Annotated in this window: 20 protein-coding genes and 2 tRNA genes; 8 read left to right on the forward strand and 14 right to left on the reverse strand. The window is 37.4% G+C overall.

Annotated features, from left to right (window positions below):
* The 3 genes from Q4D72_RS07440 to mnmE form a co-directional block, all read right to left on the reverse strand.
* On the reverse strand, positions 1 to 557 hold a 557-nt coding region (locus tag Q4D72_RS07440), incomplete at its 3' end, for a restriction endonuclease subunit S (protein ID WP_303077130.1).
* A gap of 42 nt (positions 558 to 599) precedes the next feature.
* Positions 600 to 2,171: a type I restriction-modification system subunit M gene (locus Q4D72_RS07445; protein ID WP_303077131.1), complete on the reverse strand. Its 1,572-nt coding sequence runs from the start codon at positions 2,169 to 2,171 to the stop codon at positions 600 to 602.
* Positions 2,172 to 2,388: 217 nt separating this feature from the next.
* Positions 2,389 to 3,783, reverse strand: a complete 1,395-nt coding sequence (mnmE, locus tag Q4D72_RS07450; RefSeq protein ID WP_303077133.1) for a tRNA uridine-5-carboxymethylaminomethyl(34) synthesis GTPase MnmE — start codon at positions 3,781 to 3,783, stop codon at positions 2,389 to 2,391.
* Between the two features lie 719 nt (positions 3,784 to 4,502).
* Here mnmE and Q4D72_RS07455 point away from each other — a divergent pair.
* Positions 4,503 to 6,248, forward strand: coding sequence for an ABC transporter ATP-binding protein (locus Q4D72_RS07455; RefSeq protein WP_303077134.1), 1,746 nt, complete (start codon positions 4,503 to 4,505; stop codon positions 6,246 to 6,248).
* Between the two features lie 60 nt (positions 6,249 to 6,308).
* Here the strand turns inward: Q4D72_RS07455 and Q4D72_RS07460 are convergent.
* Positions 6,309 to 6,382 (reverse strand) — tRNA-Arg (locus Q4D72_RS07460).
* 115 nt (positions 6,383 to 6,497) lie between these two features.
* Positions 6,498 to 7,565, reverse strand: a complete 1,068-nt coding sequence (locus Q4D72_RS07465) for a branched-chain amino acid aminotransferase (RefSeq protein ID WP_303077135.1) — start codon at positions 7,563 to 7,565, stop codon at positions 6,498 to 6,500.
* 264 nt (positions 7,566 to 7,829) lie between these two features.
* Here Q4D72_RS07465 and Q4D72_RS07470 point away from each other — a divergent pair, with 264 nt between their 5' ends.
* The 5 genes from Q4D72_RS07470 (at position 7,830) to Q4D72_RS07490 (ending at position 12,342) form a co-directional block, all read left to right on the forward strand.
* A complete protein-coding gene (locus Q4D72_RS07470; protein WP_303077136.1) occupies positions 7,830 to 8,909 on the forward strand; it encodes an AMP-binding protein in 1,080 nt (359 codons plus the stop codon).
* A 65-nt stretch (positions 8,910 to 8,974) separates the two neighbouring features.
* Positions 8,975 to 10,810: an ABC transporter ATP-binding protein gene (locus tag Q4D72_RS07475; protein WP_303077137.1), complete on the forward strand. Its 1,836-nt coding sequence runs from the start codon at positions 8,975 to 8,977 to the stop codon at positions 10,808 to 10,810.
* A gap of 2 nt (positions 10,811 to 10,812) precedes the next feature.
* Positions 10,813 to 11,352 (forward strand): RNA polymerase sigma factor, encoded by a 540-nt coding sequence (locus tag Q4D72_RS07480; RefSeq protein WP_303077138.1) that lies wholly within the window; start codon positions 10,813 to 10,815, stop codon positions 11,350 to 11,352.
* A 57-nt stretch (positions 11,353 to 11,409) separates the two neighbouring features.
* Positions 11,410 to 11,898 carry a hypothetical protein gene (locus tag Q4D72_RS07485; RefSeq protein WP_303077140.1) on the forward strand — a complete coding sequence of 163 codons (489 nt, stop codon included), beginning with the start codon at positions 11,410 to 11,412 and terminating at the stop codon, positions 11,896 to 11,898.
* Between the two features lie 12 nt (positions 11,899 to 11,910).
* Complete coding sequence (locus tag Q4D72_RS07490) at positions 11,911 to 12,342, forward strand: hypothetical protein (RefSeq protein WP_303077141.1); 432 nt, start codon at positions 11,911 to 11,913, stop codon at positions 12,340 to 12,342.
* A 42-nt stretch (positions 12,343 to 12,384) separates the two neighbouring features.
* On the opposite strand, the gene Q4D72_RS07495 is transcribed toward Q4D72_RS07490, so the two are convergent.
* The 3 genes from Q4D72_RS07495 to Q4D72_RS07505 all read right to left on the reverse strand — a co-directional run bounded on the left by Q4D72_RS07495 (position 12,385) and on the right by Q4D72_RS07505 (position 14,960).
* Positions 12,385 to 14,511 (reverse strand): Tex family protein, encoded by a 2,127-nt coding sequence (locus tag Q4D72_RS07495; RefSeq protein ID WP_303077142.1) that lies wholly within the window; start codon positions 14,509 to 14,511, stop codon positions 12,385 to 12,387.
* Between the two features lie 50 nt (positions 14,512 to 14,561).
* Positions 14,562 to 14,635, reverse strand: a tRNA-Thr gene (locus tag Q4D72_RS07500).
* 61 nt (positions 14,636 to 14,696) lie between these two features.
* Positions 14,697 to 14,960 (reverse strand): hypothetical protein, encoded by a 264-nt coding sequence (locus Q4D72_RS07505; RefSeq protein WP_303077144.1) that lies wholly within the window; start codon positions 14,958 to 14,960, stop codon positions 14,697 to 14,699.
* Between the two features lie 125 nt (positions 14,961 to 15,085).
* Here Q4D72_RS07505 and topA point away from each other — a divergent pair, with 125 nt between their 5' ends.
* The gene (gene topA, locus Q4D72_RS07510) at positions 15,086 to 17,614 is read left to right on the forward strand and encodes a type I DNA topoisomerase (protein ID WP_303077145.1); all 2,529 of its coding nucleotides are present in this window, start codon (positions 15,086 to 15,088) and stop codon (positions 17,612 to 17,614) included.
* A 254-nt stretch (positions 17,615 to 17,868) separates the two neighbouring features.
* A complete protein-coding gene (gene rho / locus Q4D72_RS07515; RefSeq protein WP_303077146.1) occupies positions 17,869 to 19,611 on the forward strand; it encodes a transcription termination factor Rho in 1,743 nt (580 codons plus the stop codon).
* Positions 19,612 to 19,665: 54 nt separating this feature from the next.
* Here the strand turns inward: rho and Q4D72_RS07520 are convergent, their stop codons facing one another.
* The 6 genes from Q4D72_RS07520 to Q4D72_RS07545 form a co-directional block, all read right to left on the reverse strand.
* Positions 19,666 to 21,522: a DNA topoisomerase IV subunit B gene (locus tag Q4D72_RS07520; protein ID WP_303077147.1), complete on the reverse strand. Its 1,857-nt coding sequence runs from the start codon at positions 21,520 to 21,522 to the stop codon at positions 19,666 to 19,668.
* A gap of 75 nt (positions 21,523 to 21,597) precedes the next feature.
* On the reverse strand, positions 21,598 to 22,083 hold the full coding sequence (locus Q4D72_RS07525) for a DUF6495 family protein (protein ID WP_303077149.1): 486 nt from the start codon (positions 22,081 to 22,083) through the stop codon (positions 21,598 to 21,600).
* A 79-nt stretch (positions 22,084 to 22,162) separates the two neighbouring features.
* A complete protein-coding gene (locus Q4D72_RS07530; protein ID WP_303077150.1) occupies positions 22,163 to 22,390 on the reverse strand; it encodes a DUF2007 domain-containing protein in 228 nt (75 codons plus the stop codon).
* Between the two features lie 30 nt (positions 22,391 to 22,420).
* Positions 22,421 to 23,035: a deoxynucleoside kinase gene (locus Q4D72_RS07535; RefSeq protein ID WP_303077151.1), complete on the reverse strand. Its 615-nt coding sequence runs from the start codon at positions 23,033 to 23,035 to the stop codon at positions 22,421 to 22,423.
* A gap of 18 nt (positions 23,036 to 23,053) precedes the next feature.
* Positions 23,054 to 23,545, reverse strand: coding sequence for an Lrp/AsnC family transcriptional regulator (locus Q4D72_RS07540; RefSeq protein WP_303077152.1), 492 nt, complete (start codon positions 23,543 to 23,545; stop codon positions 23,054 to 23,056).
* A 132-nt stretch (positions 23,546 to 23,677) separates the two neighbouring features.
* A complete protein-coding gene (locus tag Q4D72_RS07545; RefSeq protein ID WP_303077153.1) occupies positions 23,678 to 24,757 on the reverse strand; it encodes a mannose-1-phosphate guanylyltransferase in 1,080 nt (359 codons plus the stop codon).
* Positions 24,758 to 24,955: the final 198 nt, after the last annotated feature.

The raw sequence follows: 24,955 nt of genomic DNA on the forward strand, positions 1-24,955 counted from the left end.
TCATCTAATTTAGACAAAAAAGACGCAATTTTGGTTTGCTCAGCAAGGGTGGGGAAATGAATAGGTAAATTAAAAAAATCATTATCCTTAATGTTCATTCTGTCATCTCTTGCTCCATAATTTGCAATACTTTTCATATAAGTATGCCAAAATTTTGACTTAAAGAAATGATTTAAAAAATTCTTGTTTATATTATCATCAATAATTCTAAATACTGTATATAAAGGAGATACTAAACCTTCTTGCTCCAAATCATTCATATTCATAGCCCCAACTTCCGCTTGACTTGAAATTCGAGGGTTGTACACAAAATCAAAAGGTTTTATGATATAGTAACCACTAAGATTATTCACATTTGCAATATCTTTATCAAAATAATCATTTTGCATAACGATTCCTCTTGTAGCTGAGTTTGAAAAAACAACATTGACTTCATTGTTTTTATTTTTCAATAAAGATTTCTTTGCAATCTCCCCCAACATCTTCTCTTCCCACTGCTCCAAGAACTCCGGAAATCTCAAATTTGGACTATTTCTTGTCGTTTTGCCTTTCTTCATTTTTTTACCATTATTTAGGTTGTTAAGCATAAAAATTGAGGATTAAAAAACAAGTCCCAATTCTTGCATATATCCGTTAATTTCTTCGTTCAGCGTTGCTTTTTCTGCTTCCAAACGCTTGATGTTTTGCATTACTTCCTGCAAATCAATGGGTTCTTCCTCCTCAAAGGTATCTACATAACGCGGAATATTCAAATTGAAATCATTTTCGGAAATTTCCGACAAAGTGGCATTGTGGCTGTATTTTTCAATTTCAGAACGACTAAAATAAGTTTCTACAATTTTATCAATATGTTCATCAAGCAATACATTTTGGTTTTTCTGCTTGTCAAAATCCTTACTCGCATCAATAAACAACACAGAATCATCTATTTCCCTACATTTTTTAAAAACCAAAATACAGGTGGGGATACTCGTTCCGTAGAAAATATTTGCAGGAAGTCCAATCACTGCATCAAGATAATTTTTGTTGTCAATCAAATACTTACGGATAACTAATTCTGATGCACCACGAAACAGCACCCCGTGAGGCATCACCACAGCCATTGTTCCTTTTTCATCTAAATGATGAATCATATGTTGAATAAAAGCAAAATCAGCTTTACTGCTCGGAGCCAGTTTTCCGTATGGTGAAAATCGTTCATCATTCATAAACAATTCTTTGGCTGACCATTTGGCAGAAAATGGCGGATTGGCAACAATCGCTTCAAAAGTCATATTCTTGTGTTGCGGATTTTCCAACGTATCGTCTTGTTTGATATCAAAATCACTGTAACTCACTCCGTGCAGAATCATATTCATTCGCGCCAGGTTGTAAGTGGTTCGGTTCATCTCTTGTCCGTAAAAATTATACACTTTTTCGGTTTCACGAGCCACACGCAACAACAAAGAACCGCTTCCGCAAGTGGGGTCATACACCGACCGAAGTTGTTTTTTGCCTCCTGCCACAATTTTCGCCAAAATTTTGGAAACTTCTTGCGGAGTGTAAAACTCTCCTGCTTTTTTCCCTGCTCCGGAAGCAAACTGGGCAATCAAATATTCGTACGCATCACCCAGAATATCAGCATCGGTATCGGAAAGATTAAAATCAATTTCGTTTAAATGAGACAGAATTTTCGCGATGAGTTTATTTTTCTCTTCGGCAGATTTTCCCAGTTTGGAAGAATGCAAATCAAGGTCTTCAAAAAGATGTTCAAAATCATCTTGACTATCAGTGCCAAGCGTGGTTTGCTCAATGTTTTTAAGGATTCGTTCCAATTCAGGAATGATGAAATTATCCTTGCCCTCAACCTTATTTTTTCCTTTTTCGGCAATATTCACGAATAATTCCGAAGGCATCAAAAAGTAACCCAACGATTCTTGAATTTCGTCACGAATAGCATTTATGATTTCCTTTCCGTAGTCGGAATTTTCATCAATACGGGCATAATCGGCGTCTTCTCCTGAATTTTCTAAAATCTGATTTATAGCACATTCTACTTTATCCGAAAGATATTTATAGAAAATAAATCCTAAAATATAATCACGAAACTCATCGGCGTCCATTTTGCCACGTAACGTGTTGGCAATGTTCCATAACTGTTGCTCTAACTGCCTTTTCTGTTCTTCTGACATCTCTAATGTTTTAAATTGAAGATTAAAAATCGCCAAAGTTACAGAAAAACAATTTCAATTCATAAGAATTTTTAAACTATTTTTATTTTAAAATACATTTTAGTAAATAAACCACCTATTTTTAAAAATGATACATTGATAATTTGTATATAAAACAAAGCGTTTGTTGGTATAAATTAGATAAGTATATTTACTTCCGGTTTGATTTTTATGCTTTTTACTTCCCAATGCAGAAATTCTTGAAAATGTTTCCGAGTACTTCATCGTTGGTAACCTCGCCCGAGATGCTTCCTAAGTGATACAACGCTTCACGGATGTCAATCGCCAGTAAATCTCCGCTTAAATGCATCGCTAAACCTTCTTCAATCTTGGTGATTTCGTTTAAAGCGTTTACCAAAGCCTCATAATGGCGTGAGTTGCTTATAACCACATCATTTTCACTTGTTAGTAACGAATCCGAATAGGTAATTAACTCCTGTTTTAACAGTTCAATATTGCTGTTTTCTTTGGCGGAAATCCCAAGAATCGTGTCCGTGTAATGAGGTACGAGTTCCGACTTCAATTGGCGGTCAAACGCTCCAAAAGTTTTGTCCGTTAAGTCCATTTTATTATGAAGTAAGATGATTTTTAAGTCCGCTCGGTGTATTTCTTTTATAAAATCCAAAATTTCTTGTATGCTATTCTCCATTTCATTGTACAAATATAAAAGAATTTGTGCTTGAGCTATCTTTTCTTTTGCCTTCTTCACGCCGATTTCTTCAATTTTGTCCGACGTTTCGCGTATGCCCGCCGTGTCAATAAATCGGAAGGCAGTTCCACCGATGTGCAATACTTCTTCAATAGTATCACGGGTAGTTCCGGCAATGTCCGAAACGATGGCTCTTTCTTCATTCAAAAGTACATTCAATAACGTAGATTTTCCGGCATTCGGTTTGCCAATTATAGCCACCGGCACGCCGTTTTTAATTGCATTTCCTTGTGAAAACGAAGAAATCAGTTGTGTTAAATTGGTTCGTATGCGAAGAAGCAGTTCTCGGAATTGAGTTCGGTTGGCAAACTCCACATCTTCCTCAGCGAAGTCAAGTTCAAGCTCTATTAGGGAGGCAAAGTTAAGCAATTCACCTCGGAGTTTTTCTATTTCGGAGGTAAATCCACCTCGCATTTGGTTGAGTGCAATTGCGTGAGCCGCCGCACTATTCGATGCAATGAGGTCAGCGACTGCCTCTGCCTGTGATAAATCCATTTTCCCGTTGAGAAATGCTCGAAGTGTGAACTCACCAGCCTGTGCCAGTCGGCAACCTTTTGCAAGGCACACCTTTATAATTTGCTGAATGATGTAACTACTTCCGTGGCACGAAAATTCAACTGTTGGCTCTCCCGTATATGATTTATTTCCTTTGAAAATGGTTGCGAGGCACTCGTCAATAATAGTATTTCCGTCCATAAAATAACCCAAATGTACGGTGTGTGAATCGCATTCGGATAATGGTTTTTTGTGATGTGCCGTGAAAACGCTTTCTGCAATGGAAATGGCTTCACTTCCTGAAATTCGTACGATGGCTATGGCTCCGCTCCCCGAAGCTGTTGCAAGTGCTATGATGGTTTTGTTCATTTTATTTATAATTTTTATGATTAGCGATTAGTTTTTAGCAATTAGCAATCAGATTTTAGCAGTCAGTAAATAGCTTTTAGCTGATAACTATTTGATTTTATCAGTTAGTAAATAGCTTTTGATTTTTAGACAACTACTATTTGTTATATACTAATTGCTATTCATTATTTACTAATCACTATTTGCTATGTTCTAATTGCTAACTACTAATTGCTAATAACTACTTAATAGAATTAAATACATTTTATTATTTTATATTTATTGCATCGAGTGAAATTAATTTATTTCATCTATTTAAATTAATTGCGTTTAGTGAAATTAATTTATTTCATCTATTTAAATTAACTTCGTTTAGTGAAGTTGATTTATTTTGTATATTTAAATTAATTACGTCGAGTGAAAATAGTTTGTTTTATTTATTTAACTTAATTATCTTGTATGAAATAAGTTTAATTTGTTATATTATATTGATTGCATTATGTGAAGTTAAGTGAACTTCTATTTTTTGTACTAACTTCCAAAAAATGTTGCTTGTTTCCGAAGCCCTGTATCCTGACAACCAATTACTAATTACCGATTTCGGGACAAAGATATGAAAAAAAGAAATAAAAAATGGTTGTTTTGCAGGTGCGAAATTGCTCGTTTTTTGAATAAAATAGGTTCAATGCGCCGTGTTTTAAACTTTTATTATTACCTTTGTATTTTGAAAAGAAATAAAAATGCCTCATTTACGACACATTCGAAAATACTTCTACAAATATCGTTATTATCTCATTTTAGGGATTTTTATCACCATACTTGCCCGAATTTTTTCGTTATTTATGCCCGAATACGTCCAAAATTCGATTGTAGCCATTGAACAATATGCGCAATCGCCTGAAAAAGACGAAAGTCAGGTGCGGTTTCTTTTGCTGAAATATGCGGCGATTATTATCGGTACAACTTTAATCTCGGCGATATTGACTTTTTTTATGCGCCAGCTGATTATCAATATTTCACGCTATATTGAGTACGATTTAAAGAATGAAGTTTTTTTGAAGTACGAAGAGCTGTCGGTTCGTTTTTATAAACGAAATCGTACCGGCGATTTGATGAACCGCATTAGCGAGGATGTTGGCAAAGTGCGAATGTATGCCGGTCCTGCCATTATGTACAGCGTGCAGACCATTACTTTATTTGCGTGCGTGATTCCGTTGATGTTTTACACTTCGGTCGAACTGACGCTTTACACGCTTATTCCACTACCGATTTTGTCGTTATTGATTTACGTGATGAGTAGGCGTATTAATAAACAAACACTTGTAGTTCAGCAGTTTTTATCTGATTTATCAACCTTTTCACAAGAAACTTTTTCAGGAATCGGGGTTATAAAATCGTACGGAATTGAAGACCGAATTAACCACCAACTTGCCGATTTAGCCGAAGCCGGAAGGCAAAAAAACATCAAATTAGCAAAAGTGCAGGCAATCTTCTTCCCGACGATGATTTTAATGATTGGATTGAGCTTGATTTTCGTTATTTTTATGGGCGGAAGGCTTTATTATCTGGGCGAAATTACCTCTGTGGGCGTGATTGTTAAGTTTAGCATTTACGTGATGATGCTCACTTGGCCTGTGGCTACGGTGGGTTGGGTGAGTTCCATCGTGCAACAAGCCGAAGCCTCACAAAAACGGATTAACGAGTTTCTGGCGGAAGTTCCTGATATTCAAAATACGGCAACTCAAAAGCATAAAATCAACGGAAATATTCGTTTTGAAAATGTAAGTTTTACTTATCAAGATACGGGTATTGAGGCACTTAAAAATGTTTCGTTTGAAGTGAAAAAAGGACAAACCGTTGCCATTATCGGGAAAACGGGAAGCGGTAAAACAACTATTATCGATCTTATTACGCGAATGTATGATGTGTCAGGCGGGCAAATTTTAATTGATGAAAAACCCATTTCCGAGCTGAATTTACAAAGCCTTCGCGAGGCTATTTCGGTCGTGCCACAGGAGTCGTTTTTGTTTTCAGATACGATTAAAAACAACCTGCTGTTCGGAAATAAAAACGCAACCGATGCGCAAATTGTTGAAGCCACCACGCAGGCTGTGGTTCACCATAATATTATTGAATTTACACATCAGTATGATTCGGTTTTGGGTGAGCGGGGCGTTTCGCTCAGTGGCGGACAAAAACAACGAATCAGCATTGCGCGGGCATTACTTAAAGATGCTGAAATTTACTTACTTGACGATAGTTTGTCGGCTGTTGATACCGATACCGAAGAGAAAATTCTTACTAATTTGAATACGTTTTTTAAGGATAAAACGGTGGTTATTGTGAGTCATCGCGTGTCGATTGCAAAAAATGCGGATAAAATTTTGATGCTCAATGGTGGAAAATTGGTTGAGCAAGGCACACACGATGAGTTATTCAACCAAAATGGGGATTATCGTACTTTTTACGAATCACAAGTGGAGTAGGGGAAGTGTAAAAAAAAATCGATGAATTTAATTGTTAAATTCATCGATTTGTGGTGTTTGTGACCTCGACAGGATTCAAACCTGTAACCTTCTGAGCCGTAATCAGATGCGCTATTCAGTTGCGCCACGAGGCCATTTGTTTTTCAATTCGGGTGCAAAGGTACGAATTAATTTGAAACTACCAAATTTTTTGCACACTTTTTTTGAAAAAAATCATTAAAAATTTTAACTTGTTTTATAAGTATTTGATTAGTTTACTTTTACGCGCCATCCGAACGGGTCTTCCGATTGGTTGTATTGAATGTTTAATATCGTTTCTTTGATTTTTGTGGCGTATAAATCAGCCGGGCGGTTAAAGGTGTAATCCCTCCCTTGGTAGCCAAATCCTGAAATAGGACTGATAACCGCTGCCGTTCCGCTACCGAAAATCTCCTGCAACGTACCTTTTTCGGCGGCTTCTAATAATTCCTGTACTTTTATGGGGCGTACTTCGGTTTTGACGCCCAGTTTTTCTGCGACAGTCAAAACACTTTTTCGGGTTACGCCATCTAAAATACGGTCACTGGTTGGGCAGGTAATTAGCTTATTATCAATTCGGAAGAATAAATTCATTGTGCCGGCTTCTTCTAAAAATTCGTGAGTGGCATCATCTGTCCAAATTATTTGTTGATAGCCTTCTTCAATGGCTAACTGCGTGGGATAGAACTGTCCGGCATAGTTTCCGGCGGCTTTGGCAGCTCCAAAACCTCCGTTGGCGGCACGGCTGTAATAGTCGGCAATTTTTACTTTTACGTCCCCACCATAATAAGATTGTACGGGCGATGTGATAATGATAAATGAGTATTCTTTTGAAGGTGAAGCCATTACGCCCGCTGCTGTTGCAATAATGAACGGACGAATGTACAGCGAATTTCCGAGTCCTTTTTGAATCCAATCGCTATCGATTTTCAAAAGGGCTTTCAAACCTTGGTCAAACCACGTTTCCGGAAATTCGGGAATTGCCAAACGCACTGCCGATTTGTTCATTCGTTTGTAATTCTCTTCGGGTCGGAATAAAAAAATGTCGCCCTTATCGTCTTTATAGGCTTTCATTCCTTCAAAAATGGCTTGCCCGTAATGAAAAACGCTAGCCGAAGGTTCTAACGTAATGGGCGAATAGGGCTTAATTTGAGGTTGTTGCCATTTTCCGTCTTTGTATTGACAGATGAACATATGGTCAGAAAAATTTTTTCCGAATTGCAGATTTGAAAAGTCAATTTTACTGATGCGGCTTTCCTTTATTTTTTCAATTTGTAAGTTAAATTCAAGATGATTCATTTTAATTCGTTCTAATTTTTTTTTGCGAATTTATGAATTAATTTTCACATTCCCGAACTTTACGCCTTTTCTTTTTAAATAAATATATTTTCTTTTTGATAATAAGAATGTTACGTGGTTGATAAATTCTCCTGAAAAAAAATATAAAAACGAATTACACACTAATTTATTTCTAAAATTTAAAATTTTGACTTCTTTTTCATACATTTGCAAACTGTTTAAAGAAGATGTAACAATACAAAAAAGATTAATAAACATATAATAATGAACGAAATAGACTATACATTTGTACATAGAGACTTTAAAATCAATGGGTTTTCAATTGACAGAAAAGGATTGGTGGTGTTGGCAGCCGAATACCTTCGGGATGGTGAACCGTATCGAAAATCCATCGGAACTTTTTTGCTCGATTGGCTTGACAGTAAAGATTATGTAGAGGCAATTACCTCAGGTTCAACGGGAATACCGAAAGTGATTCAGCTTAAAAAACAACATATGGTCAATTCGGCTTTGGCAACGGGTGCTTATCTGCATTTAGCCCCGAAAAACACGGCGTTGTTGTGCCTGCCTGCTGATTTTATTGCCGGAAAAATGATGCTTATCCGAGCCATTGTTTTGGGGTTGCATTTGGATATTATTCAGCCTTCGTCAATGCCTTTGGCGCTGACTAACAATGATTATGATTTCTCGGCGATGATTCCGTTGCAAGCCTCTAAATCGCTTTATGATTTACATCGTGTTAAAAAATTGATTCTCGGTGGAGCTGCCATTGACCACGATTTGGAAGAAAAATTACAACACGTTTCAACCGATGTTTATTCTTCTTACGGAATGACGGAAACCATTTCACATATCGCGATGCGGCACGTGAATCACACAACACAGCACGAGGACACTTACAAGGCGCTTCCACAAGTGACTTTTTCACAAGATGAGCGACATTGTTTGGTGATAAATGCACCAAGAATATCAGACCATCAAGTTGTTACTAACGATATTGTGGAACTTGTTTCACCAACTGAATTTATTTGGTTGGGACGTTTTGACAATGTGATTAACTCGGGCGGGTTTAAGGTTTTCCCTGAAAGTGTGGAACGAAAAATTAAAAAATACATCAAAAACGATTATTTCCTTATCGGGGAAGACGATGACGAACTTGGTCAAAGAGCTGTACTTTACGTGGAAGGAGCAGAAAATGATTATCCCAACCTTGCACACGATTTGTATGTGGACAAAGAAATATTAAAATACGAAGTACCGAGAGCCATCTATTTCGTTCCAAAATTTGTATTCACCGATAATCGCAAAATCAGACGAGAAGAAACCGTTAAGCTTTATAGATAATAATTATATAATAAAAAACTCAAAATCAGTTGTTTATTGATTTTGAGTTTTCATTTTGAAAAACAATGAGTCCGTACCTAAAAAAATTCATACCTTACATCGTTCCGTACAAAAAATATGCTTTTTTGAATATTTTTTTCAATATTTTGTATGCACTTTTTAGTGCCATTTCATTCGTGGCGCTCATTCCGATGTTGGATATTTTATTCGGAAAAAAAGAAACTCAAATTCTTGAGAAGCCTGTTTTTTCAGGAAATATTTCTGATTTGGTAAACTACGGAAAAGCGCTGTTGAATTACAAAATCTCGGGCATTGTCGGGGAAGATTCTGTTTGGGCTTTAACACTGGTGATTACACTGGTGATTGTGTTGTTTTTGCTGAAAAACACTTTTAATTATATAGCCGTTTTCTTCATCACTCATTTGCGAAATGGTGTGTTGAAAGATTTGCGTAATGCCCTTTACAAAAGGATTACCAACTTGCCGCTTTCTTACTTTTCCGAACAACGCAAAGGCGATGTGATAGCGCGCGTGGCGGGCGATGTGGGAGAGGTGCAATATTCATTTCTTTCAGTTTTGGAATTAATTGTAAGAGAACCACTTACTATATTATTTTCCATCATAGCGATGTTGGGAATTAGTGTGAAATTAACGCTTTTTACCTTTGTTTTTATCCCAATATCGGGTTGGATTATCTCCAAAATCGGGAAATCGCTCAAAAAGCAATCCACCAAAGTACAGCAAGAACAGGGGCGGTTTTTGTCGTTAATTGAAGAAACTGTTAGCGGGCTTCGGGTGGTGAAAGCCTTCAATGCCGAAAAAATATTTCAAGGTAGGTTTGAGGATTCAACCTCGCGCTTTTTTAAATTGGCTAACAATCTGTCAAACAGGCAAAATTTGGCTTCTCCAATGAGTGAATTTCTCGGAATTTTGATGATTGCCGTTCTTTTGTGGTTTGGCGGAACAATGGTGTTGGTTGATAAAACCTTAGACGGCGCTGCTTTTATTGCTTTTATGGGGCTGGCTTACAATATTTTAACGCCTGCAAAAGCAATCAGTAAGGCTTCATACGATTTAAGAAGAGGAAATGCCGCAGCCGAGCGTGTTTTTGAGATTTTGGATTATGAGAATCCGATTAAAGAGAAAGAAAACGCAACGGATATTCGTGAGTTTAATTCAGCTATTTCATTGAAAAACATTACTTTTCGATATAAAGAACAAAATGTACTGACCGATTTTTCGTTGGAAATTCCCAAAGGAAAAACTGTGGCGCTAGTGGGGCAGTCAGGAAGTGGGAAAAGCACCATAGCCAATTTGCTCACCCGTTTTTACGATGTAAATCAAGGAAGTATTGAAATTGATGGAGTTGATATTAAAGATTTAAAGATCAAATCATTACGAAATCTTATTGGGATTGTTTCACAAGATTCAATTCTCTTTAACGATTCCATTAAAAACAATTTGCTTATAGGAAAGCCCGACGCCACCGATTCGCAAATTTTAGAGGCGTCACAAGTGGCAAACGCTTATGAATTTATTAAAGAATTGCCCGAAAAGTTTGAAACCAATATCGGTGATGCGGGCGGAAAACTCAGTGGCGGACAAAAACAGCGTTTGAGTATCGCCCGTGCCGTGCTTAAAAATCCACCAATTATGATTTTGGACGAAGCCACTTCGGCGCTTGATACCGAAAGTGAGCGTTTGGTGCAAAATGCCCTTGAAAATATGATGAAAAACAGAACTTCCATTGTAATAGCACATCGGCTTTCAACTATTCAAAATGCTGATTTAATTATAGTTATGCAAAAAGGACGCATTGTAGAGCAAGGCACACATCTTGAATTGTTGCAAAAAGAAGGAATGTACAAAAAATTGGTTGAAATGCAATCTTTTGATTCGTAAATTTGGAAGAAAAGGAACTCATATCACAACTTCAAAATGCAAAAACAAAATCAAAAGCATTTGAATATCTGGTAGATACATATCAAAAAAAACTCTACTGGCACATTCGGCGTATTGTCATTTCACACGATGACACCGATGATATTTTGCAAGACACGTTCATTAAAATATTTCGAAACATTGATGGTTTTCGCGCCGAAAGTTCTCTGTTTTCGTGGGTGTACCGCATTGCCACCAATCAAGCGCTTGATTTTTTGAAGAAAAGGGCATCGCAACAAAATTGTTCAATTGAAGATGTGCAATATCATCGATGTGCGAATTTGCAAGCCGATGCTTATTTTGAAGGTGACGAAATTCAAAAAAAGTTCCAAAAAGCCATTGCTTGTTTGCCTGAAAAACAGCAGTTAGTGTTCAATATGAAGTATTTTCAGGAAATGAAATATGATGAAATTGCGGAAATTTTAGGCACTTCGGTAGGGGCGTTAAAGGCTTCATACCATCACGCCGTGCAAAAAATTAAAAGTTATTTGCAGGCAAATTAAACCTTTTACTATTTTTTTCGTCTTATTGGCGTAGGGAAAAATAAAAACTAAAAATCAATGAAAAGAGATGATTTATTTGTTAAATCAGCGATGAAAGTTCCGCCTACTTATTTTGATGATTTTAAAGATAAATTACTGAAAAACATTGAAATAAGTGAGTTGCTTCCGGAAGGGGACGGCTTAAAAGTTCCGGAAGGATATTTTCAAAAATCGAAAAAATCCATCTTGGAAACCACAACCCGAAAAAGACGACCATTACCGGTGTGGCGTTATGCTGTGGCGGCAGTTTTGGCTGTTTTATTGGTTTCATCTGTTTGGGTTTATATGTTTGAAAATCAGATTGAAACAGTGCAATTTTCCGATTTAACACCTTCTGAAATTCAGCATTATTTCAATGAAACGTATTTGGAAGATAAGCCTCATTTGATTTTAGAGCAATTGCAAAACACCGATTTAACTAATTTATTGGCAATTGATAAACCAAATTTGCAATATATTGAAGCATATATGTCGGAATATGATTATCGTTTTGAAGAAAATTACTAAAAAAAGCGTATTATGAAATCGTTTTACACCATATTATTTGTTTTAGGGGTTTCTTTCCCGATTTTTTCGCAAGAAGAAGGGGCTGCCGAGCGAATAAAAACACTAAAAATAGGATATATCACTGAAAAAATCAGTTTAACTGCCGCTGAGGCGAAGAATTTTTGGCTTGTTTATGATAAATATGCCGAAATTTTGCACGATTTGCAGTGCCAAGCACGAACTTGCCGAAAAAAAGGTTGTGAAAAAAAGGAAAATCTGACCGAAAAAGAAGCGCTTGAAATTTTAAAGAAAGATAGTGAGTTGATGGACAAGATTTGGCAAGCAAATAAAGAAAGAGACAAAGAACTTTTGAAGGTGATTTCGGCTCGGAAGTTGTTATTGCTCAAAGATGCCGAAAAAGAATTTCACCGCAAATTGATGAAACAATACAAAGAAGCTAAGTGATAAAAAAATCTGAAAAAAATATTTTTTTCAGATTTTTTTGTTTTAAACAATCAAACTCAATCCGATGCGTTTGCGTTGCTCATCAACAGCAACCACTTTAACAGTGATGTGTTGGTGCATCTTCACAACGTCATTAACGTCAGATACATAGCCATCTTTGAGTTGCGAAATGTGAATAAGTCCGCTTTCTTTGATGCCGATATCAACAAAACAACCAAAAGCTGTAATGTTGTTTACGATTCCGGGTAAAATCATTCCGATTTTTACATCGTCAAAGGTTTTAACGTTAGGGTCAAATTCAAAAATTTTAGCCGATTTCCGAGGGTCTAATCCGGGTTTTTCCAGTTCTTTTATAATGTCTTTTAGGTATATAACTCCCACGTTTGCAGATGTATATTTGGTAATGTCGATTTTTGAAATAGCTTCTTTATTTCCGATGAGTTTTTCGGAGGAAATGCCTAAATCACTTGCCATTTTTTTGACAATGGGATAGGCTTCGGGATGTACTGCCGAGTTGTCCAACGGATTTTCACCATCGTGAATTCGTAAAAAAGCCACCGCTTGTTGATAGGCTTTTGCGCCCAAACGCGGTACGTTTAAAAGCGCTTCCCTGCGGGTGAAAGTTCCGTTTTCAGAGCGGTATTTTACAATGTTTTCAGCCATTTTTTCACCAATTCCGGAAACGTATGAAAGCAAGGCTTTTCCTGCTGTGTTTAAGTTTACGCCTACTGAATTCACACATCTAATTACCACATTGTCAAGCTCTTCTTTTAGTTTTGCTTGGTTTACGTCGTGTTGGTATTGCCCCACACCGATGGCTTTCGGTTCAATTTTAACCAGTTCGGCCAGCGGGTCGGCCAGTCGTCGTCCGATAGAAACCGCGCCACGCACGGTAACGTCATAGTTAGGGAACTCTTCACGAGCGATTTTCGATGCCGAATAAACCGATGCACCGGCTTCACTCACTACAAAAACCTGTACGGGACGGTCAAAAGCAATGTTTTTCACGAAAAATTCCGTTTCACGCGAAGCCGTTCCGTTTCCGATGGAAATCGCCTCAATTTTATATGAATTGACCATTGATTTGATTTTTTTCATCGCCATTGCAGTATCTTTTTGTGGCGGATGCGGAAAAATAGTTTCGTTATAAAGCAAATCGCCTTTTTCGTCCAAACAAACCACCTTGCACCCCGTTTTAAAACCAGGGTCGATAGCCAAAATGCGTTTTTCACCCAACGGAGAAGCCAGTAAAAGTTGTTTTAGGTTATCGGCAAAAATTCCAATTGCTTTATTATCAGCTTGTTCTTTGGCTTCTTGAAGCGTTTCATTGGCAATTGAAGGGGCAAGCAGACGTTTGTAACTGTCCTCAATGGTTTTTTTAAGGAAGGTAGCCGTTTCACCGCCTGATTTTACGATGTTTTTTTCCATAAAGGAAAGGGCTTCGTCTACGTCGATTTCTATTTTTAGTCGTACAAACCCTTCATTTTCAGCACGAATCATAGCTAAAATTCGATGTGAGGGCGACTTTAATAAATTTTCTTCCCAATCAAAATACATTGAAAATTTTTGAGCCTCTTCGGTTTCGGCTTTGGTTTTGACCACTTGTGAGGTGATGGTGGCTTTACGCTGGTACATTCGGCGTAAGTTCTTGCGAATGAATAAGTTTTCACTAATCCATTCGGCGATGATGTCCGAAGCCCCTTGTAAGGCTTCCGCTTCCGAAGGCACTTCTTTTGAAAGATATTTTGAGGCTAAAAATTCCAAATCAGTGGCTTTTTGAGCCATAATGATTTTAGCCAGTGGTTCCAATCCTTTTTCTTTGGCGATGTCGGCACGGGTTTTCTTTCGTTTTTTAAAAGGAAGATAAATATCTTCTAATTCATTGATAACAAAACAATCATCGATTTTAGTTTTTAGTTCGTCGGTAAGTTTATCTTGCTGTTCAATAGCCGTTATGATGGTTTCTTTTCGTTTTAAGATGTTTTCATATTCGGTTTGCCCTTTCAAAATTTGTTCGATGGCAATTTCGTCCAGATTTTGGGTTTTATCTTTGCGATAACGGGCAATAAAAGGAACGGTACAACCTTCGGCAAGCAATTGCAAGGTGTTTTCGATTTGCAATGCTTTAAGTATTGTGTTCTGATTTTGAATAAATTGAATGTTTGTCATTGGGTAAATTGCATAAAAAAAGCCATCTAAAAAAGATGGCTTTGGTTTTGAGCCGATAGAGGGATTCGAACCCACGACCCCGAGATTACAAATCACGTGCTCTGGCCAACTGAGCTATATCGGCGTTTTTGCGGGTGCAAATGTACTATCTTTTTTTTAAAATGCCAATTTTTTCAGTAAAAAAATTAGCTCAATTCATTTAATTTAGCAACAAAATATCCGGCTTTTTGTTCAAAATTCTTTCTAACTGCTTTTAAATGAGCGCCTCTGTCCTCGGTGTTTCGGTCAGTTATTTTTTCGATATATTCGTCATAACTTGCCAAAACTTCTTGAATAAGTTCTGAACCCTTACCGACATTTTCGGTGCTGTACTCCCAGTAAAGAATTGCGTCAATAATATCACCAAATACGTTGTTGATGTCTCTTTTTAAATGTTTTACGCTTGCCATAAATTTTATTTTTTTGCAAAGGTATGACAAAAAAGACGAAAAAGCAAAACTGCGGATTAATATTTTAAATATTTAATTTTCAGTTATCAAATTAATTATTATTTTTGCACCCAAAATTTTGTAATATGGCTAAAAACGTAGTAATCGTGGAGTCGCCTGCCAAGGCAAAAACCATCGAGAAATTTTTAGGAAAAGATTTTAAAGTAGTATCAAGTTACGGACATATTGTTGATTTACCTTCAAAGGAATTGGGGGTGGATATCAATAAAGACTTTAAACCCAAGTATTTGGTTTCAGCTGATAAAAAAGCCGTTGTGAAAGAATTGAAGTCGCTCACGCAAAAAGCCGAGACGGTTTGGTTGGCGAGCGATGAAGACCGCGAAGGAGAAGCCATTTCGTGGCACTTGGCGGAAACTTTAAAATTAAAACCCGAAAACACCAAACGCATCGTTTTTAACTCCATTACAAAATCCGCTATTGAAAAAGCCATTCAAAATCCGCGTGGAATTGATTATAATTTGGTGAATGCTCAACAAGCGCGCCGTGTGTTGGACAGGCTTGTGGGGTATGAGCTTTCACCGGTGCTTTGGAAAAAGGTGAAAAGCGGGCTTTCAGCAGGGAGGGTACAGTCTGTGTCTGTGCGCTTAATTGTTGAAAGAGAGCGTGAAATTCAAGAGTTTAAAACACAGTCCTCTTATAAAATTACAGCTGAATTTGCCAATTCAAAAGGTAAAGTATTTAAGGCTACACTCCCCAAAACATTCAATTCATTAGATGAAGCCAAAATGTTTTTGATGCAAAACGTGGGGGCTAACTTTAAAGTGGCTTCACTTGAAACGAAACCTGCCAAAAAATCGCCGGCACCGCCTTTTACCACTTCGACTTTGCAACAAGAAGCCTCACGAAAACTCTATTTTTCGGTGAGCAAAACAATGACGGTAGCTCAGCGTTTGTACGAATCGGGGCTTATTACCTATATGCGTACCGATAGTGTTAATCTTTCACAAGAAGCCTTAAATACAGCTAAAAATGCTATTGTGCAAATGTATGGCGAACAATACAGCCAAGTGCGTAATTTTGCCACCAAAACCAAAGGAGCGCAAGAAGCTCACGAAGCCATTCGCCCAACGGATATGACACGCGCCACGATTTCGGCAGAAAGCGACCAAGTGCGCCTTTATGAACTTATTTGGAAGCGAACCATTGCATCGCAAATGGCTGATGCACAACTTGAAAGAACCAACGTAAAAATCCAATCCGATAAACACGATGAGCTTTTTACGGCAAGTGGTGAGATGATTCGGTTTGAGGGCTTCTTGAAAGTGTATCTGGAAAGTAGCGATGAAGAAGAGGAAGAACAAGACGGAATGTTACCTACTCTGAAAAAAGGTGAAATTGTGCTTAATAATCAAATAACGGCAACACAGCGTTTTACGCGTCCGCAAGCGCGCTACACCGAGGCTTCGTTGGTTAAAAAATTGGAAGAATTGGGCATCGGGCGTCCATCAACCTATGCGCCAACCATTTCAACCATTCAAAATCGAGGCTACGTGGAACGTAGTTCGTTTGAAGGCGAAGAACGTAATTATGAGCAACTTATACTTTCCGGCGGAAAAATAAAACAAAAAACGCTCACCGAAAAAGTGGGTGCTGATAAAGGTAAATTAATCCCTACTGATATCGGGATTGTGGTAAATGATTTTTTAGTGGCTAATTTTGAGACAATTATGGACTATAACTTCACCGCCAAAGTGGAAGGAAGTTTTGACCATATTGCCGAAGGCACTGAAAATTGGACGGAAATGCTACAGCGTTTCTACACGCATTTTCACCCTGTTGTGGAAAATGTAGAGAAAAATGCGGGTAGAGAAACAGGGGAACGTATTTTAGGAACTGACCCGAAATCAGGACGACCCCTAAGCGTTCGGTTGGGGCGTTTCGGAGCAATGGCGCAAATAGGCACGAATGAAGATGACGAAAAACCGCTTTTTGCAAGCCTCCACTCGGGAATGTCCATCGAAACCATTACTTTTGAAGAGGCGCTTCAACTTTTTGAACTTCCTCGAAAACTGGGCATCGTTGACGGATTGGAAGTTGAAACAAACGTAGGCAGATTTGGTCCTTATGTGCGTTATGGTACTACATTTATTTCGCTGGAAAAAGGTGAAGATGTTTTTGGTGTAACCCTTGACAGAGCCAAAGAGCTGATAGAGAAGAAGAAAGCTGCCGATGCACCGATTGCCGTTTATCAAAATGCCGAAGTAACCAAAGGGGTGGGCAGGTTTGGTCCATTTATCAAATGGAATAACATTTTTATAAATGTCAGCAAAAAATACGATTTTGATAACCTTTCACAAAAAGACGTGGAAGAGCTTATAGAAGCCAAATTACAGAAAGAATCGGAAAAAGTTGTGAAAGAATGGAATGACGGGGCTATCCGTTTGGAAAAAGCCCGTTGGGGTCGTTACAACTTAATTCAAGGAAAAATTAAAATTGAATTACCCAAAGAGACTAATGTTGAGGCGTTTACTCTGGAAGAAGCCACCGCTTTGATTGACGAAAAAACACCAAAAAAAGCAACCGCCAAAAAAGCCACGACAAAGGCTAAAGCAACTACCAAAAGCAAAACAGCCACAAAGGCAAAAAGTAAATAAAAAAATTAGGCAGAGTTTAGCTCTGCCTAATTTTTTACAAAAAATCAAAAAAAGAAGCCTAAAAAAAACATTTTTTTCATTTTATGGCATAGAAATTTGTTTTTTTGAAAAAAAAGGCGTAATATTGCACCACTTTTTTAATTCCTTCTGTTGAAAGTATTCTCTAAAACATTTCACACAATAAAGAATCTATCAAAATTACATTCTAAAATTTATATAGAATAAACTCATTATTTTAATAACAAAAATTACCAATGTTTGACATTATTGATTTAAAATCAAAAAAGCTAACCGAATTACAGGAAATAGCGCAAGAAATGAAAGTGCCTAAATTTCGCAGTTTAAATAAAGGCGATTTGATATATCAAATACTTGACTTTCAGGCTTTAAACCCAACCGAACAACAACAAGAAAAAGAGAAAAAAAAATCTACATCTAAAAACAACTCAACAAAAACGGCTAAGAAAAAGCATTCAACTTCAAAAGCGGTAGCCCCTGAAAACAAACCACAAAAGGCAAAAACCGAGGTACCCGTTACGGAAACCAAAAAACAAGAACCGGTTAAAAATCAATCAATTAGTAAGATAGCAAAAATCGAACCGAAAACCGAAGTTTCCAAAACTGACCCAAAAGAAGCCGTATCACAAGAAAACCCCGAGCCGACTAAAGAACCAAAGCAGCCGTTTAAAAAACAGCAAAATTTTCAGCGTAAAAACAATCAGCAACAGAATCAAAATCAGCAAAATACGCAAAACCAAAACAAACAAAAAAACGGTAACGGCACATCAAATGGGCAAAATAATCATTATCAAACCAATAATACTTCTGCCGAAAATTTCGATAAAGAAAAAAGAAATCGTTATCGTTCGCCCGAATTTGAGTTTGACAGCATCGTGGAATGTGAAGGCGTGCTTGACATTATGCAAGACGGATACGGATTTTTACGCTCATCGGACTATAATTATTTAGCTTCGCCTGACGATATTTACGTTTCACAATCACAAATCAGGTTGTTTGGTTTGCAAACGGGAGATACAGTTTTGGGTGAGGTGCGTCCGCCCAAAGAAGGCGAAAAATATTTTCCGTTATTAAAAGTGTTGAGAATCAATGGTCTTGACCCGCAAGTGGTGCGTGATAGAATTTCCTTTGATCATTTAACGCCGCTTTTTCCCAATGAAAAATTTAAGTTAGCAGAAAAGGGGAGTACCATTTCCACACGAATTATTGACTTGTTTTCGCCCATTGGAAAAGGACAACGCGGAATGATTGTAGCACAACCAAAAACGGGTAAGACAATGTTACTCAAAGATATAGCTAATGCTATTTCAAAAAATCATCCTGAGGTATATTTAATGGTATTGCTCATTGATGAACGCCCCGAAGAGGTGACGGATATGCAACGCAGTGTGAAAGGTGAGATTATCGCTTCCACTTTTGATAAAGAGGCATCGGAACACGTGAAAATAGCCAATATCGTTTTGGAAAAAGCCAAACGTTTGGTGGAGTGCGGGCACGATGTGGTGATTTTATTGGATTCCATCACGCGATTGGCGCGAGCTTACAACACCGTGCAACCGGCTTCCGGAAAAGTACTCACCGGAGGGGTTGATGCCAATGCGCTTCATCGTCCGAAACGCTTTTTTGGTGCGGCGCGTAACATTGAAAACGGAGGCTCTCTTTCCATCATTGCAACGGCACTGACCGAAACGGGTTCAAAAATGGACGAGGTTATTTTTGAAGAATTTAAAGGAACCGGAAATATGGAGTTGCAGTTAGACCGCCGTATCGCCAACCGCCGTATTTTCCCTGCCATTGACTTGATTTCGTCATCAACACGCCGTGATGATTTGCTTCTTGATGAAAAAACATTGAATCGTACGTGGGTGTTACGCAAGTACTTAGCCGATATGAACCCCGTTGAAGCGATGGAATTTATGGAAAACAGAATCAAGCAAACGCGCAACAACGAAGAGTTTTTAATAACAATGAATAATTAACAAAAAAGGCTTTCCGAAAAAAATTTGGAAAGCCTTTTTTTATTTTTAATGCGATTATTTTTCATCTGCCATATCCATTTCAACTTTTAGGTTTTTGATGACAAATTCCTGACGGTCAGGAGTGTTTTTGCCCATATAAAATTCCAAAAGTTGTTCGATGTTGATACCCTTGTCAAGCATCACGGGGTCTAACCGAATGTCTTCACCGATGAAATGTTTAAATTCATCGGGCGAAATTTCCCCCAATCCCTTAAAGCGCGTGATTTCGGGTTTTCCGCTGAGTTTTTCAATTGCCTGTTGTTTTTCTTTTTCGGAATAACAATAAATGGTTTCTTTTTTATTTCGAACCCTAAAAAGCGGTGTTTGAAGGATGTACAAATGTCCTTCTTTGATAATTTCGGGGAAAAACTGCAAGAAAAACGTGATTAAAAGCAAGCGAATGTGCATTCCGTCATCATCGGCATCAGTGGCGATAACGATGTTGTTGTAACGCAAATCTTCCATTGATTCTTCGATGTTTAAGGCAGCTTGCAAGAGGTTAAATTCTTCATTTTCATACACTATTTTTTTTGATAATCCATAGGTGTTCAATGGTTTACCTTTTAGGCTAAAAACCGCTTGGGTGTTTACGTCTCTTGACTTGGTGATGGAACCCGAAGCTGAATCTCCCTCGGTGATGAAAAGTGTACTTTCAAGTGAACGTTCGTTTTTGGCATCAGTCAGGTGAATGCGGCAATCACGCAATTTCCGATTGTGGAGGCTTGCTTTTTTGGCTCGGTCGCGTGCCAATTTACGAATGCCGGCCAGTTCTTTACGCTCGCGTTCGGCTTGTTCAATTTTTCGTTTTATGCTCTCGGCAACATCCAAATTTTTATGCAAAAAATCATCTAACTGCTTGCCTACGAAGTCATTAATATAGGTTCGGACGGAAGGCATTCCGTCGCCCATTTCGGTAGAACCAAGTTTCGTTTTGGTTTGGCTTTCAAAAACGGGTTCCATTACTTTAATGGAAATCCCCGCAATGATGGATTTACGAATGTCGGAGGCATCATACGATTTGTTGTAATAATCACGAATGGTTTTTACAAACGCCTCGCGAAATGCCAGCAAATGCGTTCCGCCTTGTGTGGTGTTTTGCCCATTGACAAAGGAATAATATTCCTCGCTGTATTGCGTTCGGCTGTGAGTGATGGCAATTTCAATGTCATCGCCTTTGAGATGAATGATAGGGTAGAGGAAGTCCTCTTCGTTGTTATTGTCTTTGAGTAAATCTTTAAGTCCGTTTTCCGAATAGAATTTTTCACCGTTGTAATGAATTGTCAATCCGGGATTTAGGTAAACGTAATTTTTGAGCATTCGCTCAATATATTCATTCCGAAATTTGTAATTTTTAAAAATAGATTCATCAGGAATGAAAATCACGTTTGTACCTCTGCGTTTTGATGAAGCCTCCACGGCTGATTCTTCTATCAGAACACCTTTTTCAAAAACTGCCGATTTGGCTTGATTGTCGCGTACCGATTCCACTTTAAAGTACGTGGAAAGTGCATTCACGGCTTTGGTACCCACACCGTTAAGCCCTACCGATTTTTTGAAGGCACGCGAATCATACTTTCCGCCGGTGTTCATTTTTGAAACCACATCAACCACTTTTCCAAGCGGAATACCACGCCCGTAATCGCGAACATCTACGCGGTTTTCGTTGATTTTCACCTCAATCGTTTTTCCGGCTCCCATCACAAACTCATCGATGCAGTTATCTAAAACTTCTTTCAGAAGGATATAAATCCCGTCATCAGCCGATGAACCGTCGCCTAGCTTCCCGATGTACATACCGGGGCGCATACGGATGTGCTCACGCCAGTCTAACGATTTGATATTGTCTTCGGTATATTGCGTATGTAAATCCATAAAAGTGGTATTTGAAAAGATGTGTGCGAAGATAGTAATTTTTTTCAGAATCAAAAAATCATCGGAAAAAACAAGTTATTTTTCCGATTGATTTTTTAAATATTCAGAAAGTGTGTTAAATAGCGTTCCGTCAGCTATTTGGCTTCCTTGTTCGATGAGTTTGAAAATTTCGAATTTATAGTCGTTTGTAAACGTTTTTTGTCCGGTAAATAACTCAACCTCTGGTGATTGGATGTTGTTTTGTAACCACTCAAATCCTTCATGAGTGGTTAAATCAATTTGGTTATTATGCAGGATGATTGAAATCATTTTTGCGTTTTCTTTTTCAAAATGAAAACAATGCAACGATTGGCGGTCGATTTTATCCAAAAAACGGACTTTTTCCAAACTTTTTTCCCAGACCAAATCGCTGAAAATATCGATTTCTTGTTCGGCAACGTGTGGTTTTTCTTTTTTTAACGTATCCCACTCATCGGCAGTGATTTGTTGCGTAGCCAAAAAACGGGCAAAATCGTGGTGAAGGGCTTCTAATTGTTCTTTTGTTAATCGGGTGTATTTCATTAGGTTAGGTGTTAAAAAAATGAAAATCAACCACAATTAAGTGTGTTGATTTTCAAATATGATACAGAAAACAAAACGTTTATTGGTTTTCAGACGGAATATTTTTCAATACCTGAATGGCTTTATTGTATTGATTTTCAAAAATATAAACCTCAACTTGCATTGGTATTTCAGAGGCAAAGCCCGCCAAACGAGCCGATTCGGTGCGGTCTTTCACAATGGGTTCAATGCCAAGCTGTTCCAATTGTTCTATAATTGGTTGAGCTTTAATTGATGAGCCTTCAAAAATTTTTATTAGTTCTGACATATATTATTAATTTATAAGTTCTTACAAAAATCAAAAAAGCCCGTAGAGCAAAGCGTCAATTTTGTTTATAATGTCGCCCAAATCTTCCGGATTATTCACAAAATCAATATTATCAACGTCAATGATTAGCAATTTTCCCTTGTCGTAGCCTTCTATCCATTTTTCATACCGTAGATTAAGCCGATTGAGATAATCAATTGATATTGAGTTCTCATACTCGCGCCCCCGATTGTGAATTTGTTTTACCAAGTTTGAAATGGAACTTCGTAAATAAATCAATAAATCAGGCGGTTGTACTAATTTTTCCATCAGAAAAAAAAGCGATTTGTAATTTTCAAAATCCCTGCCGCTCATCAGCCCCATTTCGTGCAAGTTGGGCGCAAAGATGTGCGCATCTTCATAGATGGTGCGGTCTTGAATGATGTTATTTCCTTTTTCGCGAAAATCTAAAATCTGACGAAAACGGCTGTTTAAAAAATAGATTTGCAGGTTAAAACTCCAACGCTCCATTTGGTGATAAAAATCGTCCAAATACGGATTGTCAACCACATCTTCATAATGGGCTTCCCATTGGTAATGCTTGGCTAACAAGGATGTAAGTGTTGTTTTTCCTGCCCCGATGTTTCCGGCTACAGCTATATGCATTTAACTAATTTATGATAATTATTTTGAATTGTTTTCGGCTTCTTCCCGTAAACATTTAATCATTGACGTATTTTTAATTTCTTGAATAACAAATGAACTTTGAATGTTGGCAATGATTTCGAGTTTTGAAATTTTATGTACCACAAAACGTTGATATTCTTCCATATCGTTGAGTACCAGTTTCAATAAAAAGTCATAGCCACCCGCCATATATGAGGCTTCAAGAACTTCGTCAAGTGTGCTGATGTATTTTTCAAATTCTTCAAAAAGTTCACCTTGGTGGCGTAATAATTTCACTTGACAATAAGCTACTAATTTTTTACCCAGTTTTTTAGGGTCAATAACTGCTACATAATTTTCAATAATGCCCAATGTTTCCAGTTTTTTGATACGTTCGTGTACGGGGGTTATTGAAAGGTTTACTTTTTCAGATAATTTTTTGATGGATTGCTTGCTATCTCGCTGTAATTCATCTAATAACATTAAATCAATATAATCTAACGAATGCATAATTTTTATTTTTAAATTTAGATAATTGAGGGTAAAGATAGTGAAAAATTTTTTTATAAGAACCAAAAAAAAATATTTTTTTTAACAGTATTTTCTTACGGATTGATATTTTGTAATTTAGACTAAAAAGAACTATCCCCAATGGTTTCCAAATTTATTTTTTACTTCGGTTAAGATTTCTTTAATGTTTTGCTCTTTTTCTTTTGGATAAATTAATAAAACATCTTTTTTATCGACAATAATGTAATTTTGAATACCGTCAATGATTACTATTTTTTCATTTTCGGTACGCACAATGTTGTTTGCTGCATCTTTGAATAAAACTTGGGCGTTAACGGTGGCGTTTTTCTGTTCGTCTTTCGGAAGTTTTTCGTACAATGACCCCCAGGTTCCTAAATCATTCCAATCAAAATGTGCCGGAAGCACATAAATATTGGTCGAAGGCTCTAAAATGGCATAATCAACCGAAATATTTTCGGCTTTTGGGTAATTTTCACTGATAAAATCTTTTTCATTTTCAGTATTGTAGATTTCTTTTCCTTTTTCAAAAAGCTGATACAGAGCTGGTTGGTGTTTTTCAAAGGCTTTTAACACACTGCGGACGCTCCAAATAAAAATTCCGGCATTCCACAAAAAATTGCCCTGTTTCAGAAAATCTTTTGCTGTTTCATAATCGGGTTTTTCACGGAATTTGCTCACTTTTTTTATGGGCTCTGAATTTATTTTATCGTACTGAATGTACCCGTAACCCGTGTTAGGAAAGGTCGGTACGATTCCCATAGTCATCAGTATATCAGTGTTTTGTGAGGTTTCAAAGCATTTGAGGGCATTATCGGTAAAGGCTGTTTCGTTTTCAATCCAATGGTCGCTAGGCGCTACAATCATTACGGCATCGGGGTTGCGTGCAGCTATTTTCATTGCCGCATACAAAATGCAGGGAGCCGTATTTCGTATACAAGGCTCAGAAATAATGTTTTGTGATGAAATTCCCGGTAATTGGCGCTTTACCAAATCATTGTAAATTTCATTGGTAAGGATTAAAACATTCTCTTTTTGAACCAGTTTGTTTAGGCGCGAATATGTTTTTTGCAATAGCGTTTGTCCGGCGCCGAGCATATCGTGAAATTGCTTGGGGTATTCGCCCGTACTAACAGGCCAAAAACGCGAGCCAATGCCACCTGCCATAATCACCGCATAATAATTTTTATTCATAAGCAAACAAAGTTTTCGCAAAGATATGATTTTTTTCGAGAAATAAAAAAACAACTTTCCGTTTGACGTTTGGGTTTTGCCTAAAAATTAAATTGTTAATAAAATATATGTCAAAATTATTTTTGATTTTTATAATTTTTAGTATGTTTGTAAATTCTTTTCAAGAGATGCAAAGCGTGTAGTGAAAAATAGTTGAAT

The organism is Capnocytophaga sp., assembly GCF_030532915.1.
GTDB lineage: Bacteria > Bacteroidota > Bacteroidia > Flavobacteriales > Flavobacteriaceae > Capnocytophaga.